This window comes from Gammaproteobacteria bacterium CG11_big_fil_rev_8_21_14_0_20_46_22 (genome assembly GCA_002796245.1).
GTDB lineage: Bacteria > Pseudomonadota > Gammaproteobacteria > UBA12402 > UBA12402 > 1-14-0-20-46-22.
Map to the genome: position 1 here is coordinate 24,928 of PCWT01000052.1, position 6,683 is coordinate 31,610.

General features: G+C 48.2%; 6 protein-coding genes and 1 tRNA gene. All 7 read left to right on the forward strand.

Going from position 1 to position 6,683, the window contains the following annotated elements; translation table 11 throughout:
* Window positions 1-67: 67 nt before the first annotated feature.
* The 7 genes from COV52_07550 (at window position 68) to COV52_07580 (ending at window position 6,475) form a co-directional block, all read left to right on the forward strand.
* Window positions 68-1,222 carry an AAA family ATPase gene (locus COV52_07550; GenBank protein ID PIR10736.1) on the forward strand — a complete coding sequence of 385 codons (1,155 nt, stop codon included), beginning with the start codon at window positions 68-70 and terminating at the stop codon, window positions 1,220-1,222.
* Window positions 1,223-1,298: 76 nt separating this feature from the next.
* A complete protein-coding gene (locus tag COV52_07555; GenBank protein PIR10737.1) occupies window positions 1,299-1,838 on the forward strand; it encodes an HslU--HslV peptidase proteolytic subunit in 540 nt (179 codons plus the stop codon).
* Between the two features lie 55 nt (window positions 1,839-1,893).
* Window positions 1,894-3,234, forward strand: coding sequence for an HslU--HslV peptidase ATPase subunit (gene hslU, locus COV52_07560; protein ID PIR10752.1), 1,341 nt, complete (start codon window positions 1,894-1,896; stop codon window positions 3,232-3,234).
* A gap of 53 nt (window positions 3,235-3,287) precedes the next feature.
* A complete protein-coding gene (locus tag COV52_07565) occupies window positions 3,288-4,970 on the forward strand; it encodes an acyl-CoA dehydrogenase (protein ID PIR10738.1) in 1,683 nt (560 codons plus the stop codon).
* A gap of 63 nt (window positions 4,971-5,033) precedes the next feature.
* Window positions 5,034-5,309, forward strand: a complete 276-nt coding sequence (locus COV52_07570; protein PIR10739.1) for a hypothetical protein — start codon at window positions 5,034-5,036, stop codon at window positions 5,307-5,309.
* 120 nt (window positions 5,310-5,429) lie between these two features.
* A tRNA-Gln gene (locus COV52_07575) sits at window positions 5,430-5,505 on the forward strand.
* 19 nt (window positions 5,506-5,524) lie between these two features.
* Entirely contained in the window at window positions 5,525-6,475 is a 951-nt protein-coding gene (locus COV52_07580; protein PIR10740.1) for a ribose-phosphate pyrophosphokinase, read from the forward strand.
* Window positions 6,476-6,683 lie beyond the last annotated feature (208 nt).

Below are 6,683 nucleotides of genomic sequence, written 5' to 3' on the forward strand. Positions count from 1 at the left end.
ACCTTGATTTTTAGCTACTTTTCCTGCAATATTAATATGCAATATTAAATATGCAGGAAATTTAGAAATGTACATAGAGCGAGTTGCGCAAACAACGTTGTCACGTTATTTATCCACATTTCCTGCAGTGGGTATTACGGGCCCTAGGCAGTCGGGCAAGTCCACTATGCTGCGCCATTGCCTGCCGGATTATGATTACGTCACTTTCGACCTGATACGGCATATTGAGCACTTCGAGTCAGATCCCGAAGATTTTTTGGCACAGTATGAAGGCCGGCGAGTCATCTTTGATGAGGTACAAAATGTACCTAAGATTTTTCGTTATTTGAAAATTCGCATTGATAATCATCGAGATCAGTATGGCCAATTTGTGTTAACCGGTTCGAATCAGTTTGCGTATTTGCGCAACGTATCTGAGTCATTGGCAGGTCGTATTGGGCTGATGTCTTTATTACCTTTGCAGTACAGTGAGATGCCGCAAGCCTTGGCCGATGAGTCCATTTGTTTTGGTGCGTATCCAGAGTTGGTTTTGCGCAATTACCATCAGTCGGATGCCTGGTACGATTCGTATTTGCAAACGTATTTAGACAAAGATGTGCGCGCTCTCAGTCACATTGGTGATAGGCGTGATTTTCATCGTTTTATTGCCTTATTGGCCGCAAGAATTTCCATGTCTTTAGATATGACGGAGCTTTCAAAAGAGCTAGGTGTTTCTGTGCCGACGGTTAAACGCTGGTTATCTGTGCTTGAGGCCTCCTATGTGATTTTTCTTTTGCCGCCGTTTTATGAAAATTTTGGCAAGCGTATCGTTAAGTCACCTAAGGTGTATTTTTATGACACCGGTTTGGTTTCGCATTTAACGGGCATAAAAACCTGCGCGCATTATGATAAAGGCCCGTTGGCGGGCGCCTTGTTTGAGAATTTTGTGATTGCGAACACGAAAAAAATTTTACTGCACAAAGGTGAATACACGGAGCTTTACTATATAAGAACACAAGATAAGAGCGAGGTGGACTTGATTGTCGACTATCGAGATCGCCGTGTTCTTGCTGAGATTAAAAAATCGTCCACATTTTCGCCTCGTATGGCTACTGGCCTCAAGAAAATTCAGCGTGAAGAAGACCAGGCTTGCGTGGTGTACACTGGCACTAATGATAGATTCGGCCCTAAAATACAGTTGTCGCATTATACGCAATTTTTTGATAAATTGATGCGCGCTTGAATTTCACCTATTCGCCCCCATATACCTATTTATTGTATAGATTGGGAACACGCAGTTTTTTCCCTAAGGAGCACTCATGGAACAATTTCGCGGCACCACCATCCTCACGGTTAGGCGGGGCAATAAAGTCGTTGTCGGCGGCGATGGCCAGGTAACCATGGGCCAATCCGTGGTGATGAAGGGCAATGCCCGCAAGGTTCGTCGTTTATATAACGATAAGGTCATCGCAGGCTTTGCCGGCGGTACAGCCGATGCGTTTACATTATTTGAGCGCTTTGAGGCCAAGCTTGAAATGTATCAGGGGCATTTAACGCGTGCCGCGGTGGAAATGGCCAAAGATTGGCGTACGGACAAAATGCTTCGTCGTCTTGAAGCCTTATTGATCGTCGCTGATGAGAAGGCCTCATTGGTTATCACGGGTAATGGCGATGTCATTGAGCCTGAAAACGGCATGGTGGCCATTGGCTCCGGTGGTTCGTATGCGCAAGCGGCTGCACGCGCACTGATGGAGAATACGGATATGAGCGCCAAAGACATTGTGCAAAAAGCCTTAAATATTGCCGCGGATATTTGTGTGTTCACCAACCACAATATCGTGATTGAAGAATTAGGGTAAGTCATTATCCACAAAATAGAGAGTAACCATGAGTACAGCATTAATTGAACAGTCGATGATGACGCCTAAAGAAATTGTCTCGGAGCTTGATCGTTTTATTATCGGCCAAAGCGATGCCAAGCGAAAAGTGGCGATCGCACTCAGAAACCGTTGGCGCCGTATGCAGCTTGATGAAGAGTTGCGTCACGAAGTCACACCCAAAAACATCTTAATGATTGGCCCTACGGGTGTCGGTAAAACCGAAATTGCGCGTCGATTAGCCAAGCTTGCGAAAGCCCCGTTTATTAAAGTGGAAGCGACAAAGTTTACGGAGGTCGGTTTTGTCGGGCGCGATGTGGATTCGATTATTCGCGATTTGGTCGATCAGGCGGTGAAGATGCAGCGCACCATGGCGATCAAGCGCGTGCGCCAGTTAGCTGAAGAAGCGGCCGAAGAGCGTGTGCTCGATGCTTTGCTGCCTAAGGCTAAAGGCGGATTTATGAACGCGCCAGAAGAACCTGCGGAGAAAGAAAAGCACGGCGATACACGCGCGAAGTTTAAAAAGAAACTGCGTGATGGCGAGCTGGATGATAAAGAAATTGAAGTGCATTTGGCGGCCGTTTCGGTGGGTGTGGAAATCATGGCGCCTCCGGGTATGGAGGAAATGACCAGTCAGCTCAGTAGTATGTTCCAAAATTTGTCTAGCGATAAGAAAAAAACACGCAAGATGAAAGTGAAAGACGCGATGAAAGCGCTCACGGAAGAAGAAGGCGGTAAGCGGGTTGACGAGGAAGAAATCAAACGTTTTGCTATTGAAAGCGTGGAACAAAACGGTATCGTGTTTATCGATGAAATCGATAAAATCTGCCGGCGTGGTGAAAACACCAGTGGCGGGGATATTTCTCGCGAAGGCGTGCAGCGCGATTTGCTGCCTTTAATCGAAGGCAGCACGGTCAACACTAAATACGGCATGGTGAAAACCGACCATATTTTGTTTATTGCCTCAGGCGCATTTCATTTGGCGAAGCCTTCAGACTTGGTGCCAGAGCTTCAAGGCCGCTTGCCGATTCGTGTGGAGCTAAAAGCCTTGATGACGGAGGATTTTATACGAATTCTAGTGGAGCCTAAAGCGTCGCTCACTGAGCAGTACACGGCGTTGATGAAAACTGAAGGTGTGAGTCTTAGTTTTGCCGAAGATGGGATTCGTCGCTTGGCTGAAATTGCTTATCAAATCAATGATCGCCAGGAAAACATTGGCGCACGTCGTTTGTACACGGTGATGGAGCGTTTGCTAGAGGATATTTCATTCCGTGCTGCCGATGCAGGCAATGAGTCGATCACAGTGGACAAAGCTTATGTGGATCGTTTCTTGCGTGAAGTGGCCGAAGACGAAGATTTGAGCAAATACATTTTGTAAGCGCTTCTGCCTTGCTCCATAATGTGGCATTCTGAATGCCAAAAGGAGCTTGTATGGTTGTAAAGGCAGGTAATGCAGCAGGGCGTGAAGCAATTAAAGCTTGGCGCTCTGATCTTCAAAACAATGTCTATTCGGGCGATGTGGATTTCCAGCACACCGTTTCTTTGTACCTTGATAAGGCTGTTCAAGATGCGCTTGTAGACTTTGGTGAGATCGTGGCCAAACAGATTGAACCCTTGGTTGAACTTAATAACGAGCGAGAAAATTTACCCCGTTTAAAGCAATACGACGGTGCGGGCGATCGAGTGGATCACGTGGAGCATCACCCAAGCTATGTGGCAGTGGGTGATCTTATTTACGGATCAAAGATGCTCGCGCGATTGCGTCAAGCTGGCGGCCTCACAGAAAGCCTCGCGTTTTTTTATTTGTCTGGCCAAGCCGGTGAGGCGGGGCATAACTGCCCTTTTGCCTGCTCTGCAGGCATCGTGCGTGTCTTGCAAAAAGTTAATAATGTCCCTAACGCCGAATATTACCTTGATAAGCTCACGCAGCCTTCGTTTTCAAACAGCTACACCGGTGCGCAGTTTTTAACGGAAATCCAAGGCGGCTCTGATGTGGGTAAGAATGCTTGCCAGGCGTACCAAGATGAGCAGGGTCATTGGCGTATTAGCGGTGAGAAATGGTTTTGTTCGAATGCCAACGCTGATTTGATATTAATGACCGCGCGTTTTGATGAAAATCAGCCAGGCACCAAAGGCTTGGGTTTGTTTTTGGTGCCCGCTGTGCTGGAGGATGGCGCGCGCAATGGATATTTTATTCGCCGCCTTAAAGAAAAAATTGGTACACGCACCATGGCCTCTGGTGAAATTGATTTTGAAGAAGCGCTGGCTTACCCTGTGGGCGAGTTGGAAAACGGCTTTAAGCTTGTCATGGAAAACGTACTGCATTTATCCCGCTTGTGCAACACTGCATGTATTTTAGGCATGGCACGCCGTGCCTACACGATTGCACGTGCTTATGCCAAGCACCGCGAGGCGTTCGGCCAAGCGATTATTCATTACCCGTTGGTGCAAGAAAACTTGGCGCGCATTAAGGTTGAAAATACCGCGATGACGGCAGGGCTCTTTGCCACACTGGCTTTGCAAGATGTGTATGATTTGGGCCATCAAGCACACGAGAAAACTCAGTTATTGTTGCGTTTGTTAGCCAACCTTAATAAATACCTTTCGGCAAAGCTATCGGTTGAGCATATTCATCATTGTTTGGATGTCTTGGCGGGTAACGGTGCGATCGAAACTTTCTCGGCGATGCCGCGTTTGTTTCGCGACAGTATAGTCTGCGAAAATTGGGAGGGCACGCATAACACCTTGTTTATGCAAACCTTGCGCGATTGTTTAAAGCTGGATATTGACCGGGTCTTTTCAAGTTATGTGGAGAGTGAGCTTGCGAAGCTTTATGATCCGCGAAAAGCAGCGATTGAGATAGCATTGGCAAAATTTGTTCAACAGGGTGAGGCTCTGCGCCAAAGTGAGCCGGTGCTTCAAAGCTTGCTCATCAAAAACCTGGTGTATGAAATGGGCCTGCTCTTTTCAGGTCTGCATTTATTGCGTGAGGCTTATGATCAAGACAAGGCGGGGAATAAATCAGCCTGTTTCGATTACTTTTCTCGCCTGCATTTTGAGCGAAACCTCAAGGTTGATGAGAGTCTGCTTGGCTTGATTCAAGCGGTGCTTTGACAGCGGATTTAGTATAAATCCGTCGCACCTCATTGTATTCCTCTTCAGAGAGCGGTTGATGAGATGACGATATTTGCGCTGAGCATAGTAGCCCCTCTTATTGTGGGTATAAAATCACAAGCATCCGTTTTTAACCGCATCGTGGAGGATGAGGCGGTTCGATATCCGAATGGTCTGTGTGAGTCAATTAATGTTCATTGCGTTGCGTGTGTCACCTTGTTAAAGCAGATCATTCACTTTGCAGCCGATCAAAACGCCGGGTTTTTGTTAAGTCTTCCAGATGTTTTGAAAAGCATCTCACGGGTCCGGCCTGAATGCGCGCAATCTTTTGCGCCTTAGGCGCGTTTGCTATTCAGAGCGGGCTTTCGGCCCGCCCTGAAACTTGCTAATTCAGCGATTACTGCCTTGACAAATCAAAGCCTTAACATCAAAATAGCGCCTTCCTGTAAAGGAGCACGCTGGGACATCGCCAAGTTGGTAAGGCACGGGGTTTTGATCTCCGCATCCGTAGGTTCGAGTCCTACTGTCCCAGCCACTTGACGAAAGGCGACCTCATGTCAGACATGATCCTCTTCACGGGCAATGCCAACCCCGAGCTCGCTGAAAAAATCGCGCAACGCTTAAACACGCAGCTCGGTAAAGCCGAGGTGAATCGCTTTAGCGACGGCGAGATTTCTGTCACGATCAAAGAAAATGTGCGCGGTTCTCATGCGTATATTATTCAATCGACCAGCGCGCCGGCGAATGAAAACTTGATGGAGTTGGTCATTATGGCCGATGCCTTGCGCCGCTCTTCAGTGAAAAGTATTACAGCGGTGGTGCCTTATTATGGTTACGCCCGCCAAGATCGCCGTGTGCGTTCAGCCCGTGTGCCGATCACCGCGCGCGTGGTGGCCGACATGATGGCTTCTGTGGGAATCGGCCGCTTAATGACGGTGGATTTACACGCCGACCAAATTCAGGGCTTTTTTTACAGCCCGGTAGATAACGTCTACACCACGCCATTAATGTTGCAAGACATTAAAGCTCGCTACCCAGATTTAGATAAGTTGATGATCGTTTCACCCGATGTCGGTGGCGTGTTACGCGCGCGGGCCTTGGCGAAACAATTGCCGGGCTCCGATTTGGCGATTATCGACAAGCGCCGCGAAAAAGCGAATGAATCCGAAGTCATGCACATTATTGGTGATGTTGCCGGTGCGAACTGCATTATTGTCGATGATATTATTGATACAGCCGGCACCATGGTCAAAGCTGCGCAAGCCTTGAAAGAGTCCGGTGCGAACAGTGTGGTGGCCTATGCCACGCATCCTGTGTTGTCTGGCCCCGCGATTGAGCGTGTGGCCGGCAGTTGTTTGGATGAGTTGGTGGTCACCGATACCATCGCGCTCACGGCTGAGGCTCAAGCGTGTTCAAAAATCCGCCAAATTAGCATTGCCTCAACCTTAGCGGAGTCCATTCGCCGCGTGAGTGGCTCGGAATCGTTGAGCTCTTTATTTTCGTAGCCACCGTCTTGGATAACCCGGGAGAAATCAAACCCGAATTATCGCCCGTCTTCGCATTCGCTACGACGAGGCTCAATCCAGGCACATTTTATGGCTAATTGAGAGCGAACGACGGTGAGCGCGGCAATCTTTTGAATTAACCTGGAGATTGCCGCGTCGCTACGCTCCTCGCAAAGACGGTTGCTACATGCACGAACAAGCAAGGAGC

What these genes read in the sequence shown, in the direction of transcription:
- COV52_07565 (PIR10738.1), top strand. Translation starts at nt 3,288, where the DNA reads ATGGTTGTAAAGGCAGGTAATGCAGCAGGGCGTGAAGCAATTAAAGCT.
- COV52_07555 (PIR10737.1), top strand. Translation starts at nt 1,299, where the DNA reads ATGGAACAATTTCGCGGCACCACCATCCTCACGGTTAGGCGGGGCAAT.
- COV52_07550 (PIR10736.1), top strand. Translation starts at nt 68, where the DNA reads ATGTACATAGAGCGAGTTGCGCAAACAACGTTGTCACGTTATTTATCC.
- COV52_07570 (PIR10739.1), top strand. Translation starts at nt 5,034, where the DNA reads ATGACGATATTTGCGCTGAGCATAGTAGCCCCTCTTATTGTGGGTATA.
- hslU (PIR10752.1), top strand. Translation starts at nt 1,894, where the DNA reads ATGATGACGCCTAAAGAAATTGTCTCGGAGCTTGATCGTTTTATTATC.
- COV52_07580 (PIR10740.1), top strand. Translation starts at nt 5,525, where the DNA reads ATGTCAGACATGATCCTCTTCACGGGCAATGCCAACCCCGAGCTCGCT.